The organism is Streptococcus sp. HMSC068F04 (assembly GCF_001837455.1).
Taxonomy (GTDB): Bacteria; Bacillota; Bacilli; order Lactobacillales; family Streptococcaceae; genus Streptococcus; species Streptococcus salivarius_D.
Genome location: NZ_KV832519.1, coordinates 33,966 through 35,593, shown reverse-complemented (window position 1 = coordinate 35,593; position 1,628 = coordinate 33,966). Strand labels below are relative to the sequence as shown.

General features: G+C 39.7%; 1 pseudogene. It reads left to right on the top strand.

The features are described 5' to 3' along the window. The first annotated feature begins 521 nt into the window (after positions 1 to 521). Positions 522 to 1,610, top strand: a pseudogene (locus HMPREF2571_RS08290) (IS110 family transposase). Positions 1,611 to 1,628: the final 18 nt, after the last annotated feature.

The window sequence follows — 1,628 nt, the reverse complement described above, 5'->3', positions numbered from 1 at the left end:
ATAGTGTCTTAGGTCGAAGCCAATAAAAGCATTAATTTGATTGTTGAACTGTAACGATGAATATTTCTCAATTGCCAATGATAGATGTTGCTGTAATTTCTGTGATTCCAGGAATTGATCGTACGATGACATAATCTGGTAAAGACCGGCATATCGTTCTGTGTTCAGAAAGATAAAGCAATTCTTTAGCTAAGTACCGAACCAATTCAAATATTTGAAAAGCACCCCAAAAGTTAGACAGAAAAAATGGCTCTTCGTCACCCACTACAGTTGACAAGCATACTAAGATTAGTAGTGAAGAAATCTCCGACGGGAGAGAGTACTCACTACTTTTTCTTTATGTTAAAGTAGTGGAGTCTTGTAAAGTCGTGGGGCTCTATGGCGCTAGACGTCGCTTGACAAACTGGCAAGACACCTTGTTTTAGGTGGAGTTTGATCAAAGTATGTGGGACGCTAAACGTCGCGTATTGAAAATAAAATCACTAAAACATGGAATTATTCAAGACAAAAGAGGTAATGTCATGCGTGCAGTATTTGGAATTGATGTAAGTAAAACAAGTTCTGAGGTGGCGATTTTAGTCAACGGTTAGAAGGTTCATGGCTACACCATTCTCAATGATGCCATTGGATTCAATCGCCTGTTTGGAGACTTGAAAACTGTTCATAACCCCGAGATTATATTTGAGGTTACAGGCGTCTATTCTCGATGTCTTCAAGCCTTTCTTGAGGAATATAGTTACGCTTATACACGGCTAAATCCACTGGAAGCTAAGAAGCAATTGGACAGTCTGCGAGTTTGTAAAACAGATAAAATTGACGCTAAAAAGTTAGCTAAATCTCAGCTTGTGCACAATCGTAAACCAACTTATGTGCAGGAAGAAGTTTATCAACACCTGCGTGATTTAAGCCGTTTCTATCAAAATATGACAGAAGACCTTGTTCGAGCTAAAAACCGTCTACACAAGATCCTACAAGTCACCTTTCCTCAATTGGAAAATCTCTTATCCGCACCAACTGGAGAGCAATATTGGAACTTAGTGATGGCTTTTCCATGCAAAGAGTTTGTATTAAGCCTATCTCAAAGTGACTTGTGTGAGATTATCCGTCAATCTACCTCCAAACGCATCTCTGAAAAGCGTGTAGCTTATTTGGCCGATAAACTCGTCGAATTGGCTAATAAGTCTTATTGTGCGGTCAAGAAAACCTCTCCCATGATGTAAGAGGTCCGTTACTATGCTCAAGAATTGCTTCGTCTTTCTGAACGCAGACAGGTTGTCTTAAACGACATGGTAGCTCTAGCTCAGCCTTTACCAGAGTATGACATCTTACGGTCAATTCCTGGCATCGCAGAAACCACAGCAACATCTATCATTGGCGAATTGGGAGATATTCGTCGCTTTCAGTCTACCAATCAAATCAACGCTTTTATTGGCTTCGACCTAAGACACTATGAATATGGGAACTTTCTGACCAAGGAACTCATCACTAAACGAGGAAATCCCTATGCCAGAAAAATCTTGTTCAAGTGCATCCACAACAGCTTCAACGAAGCCATAATTAATCGTCTCATTCGGATAATGTATTACCTAATTACGCAAAACAAACTTTAGGGTTACTCCTCAATTCAA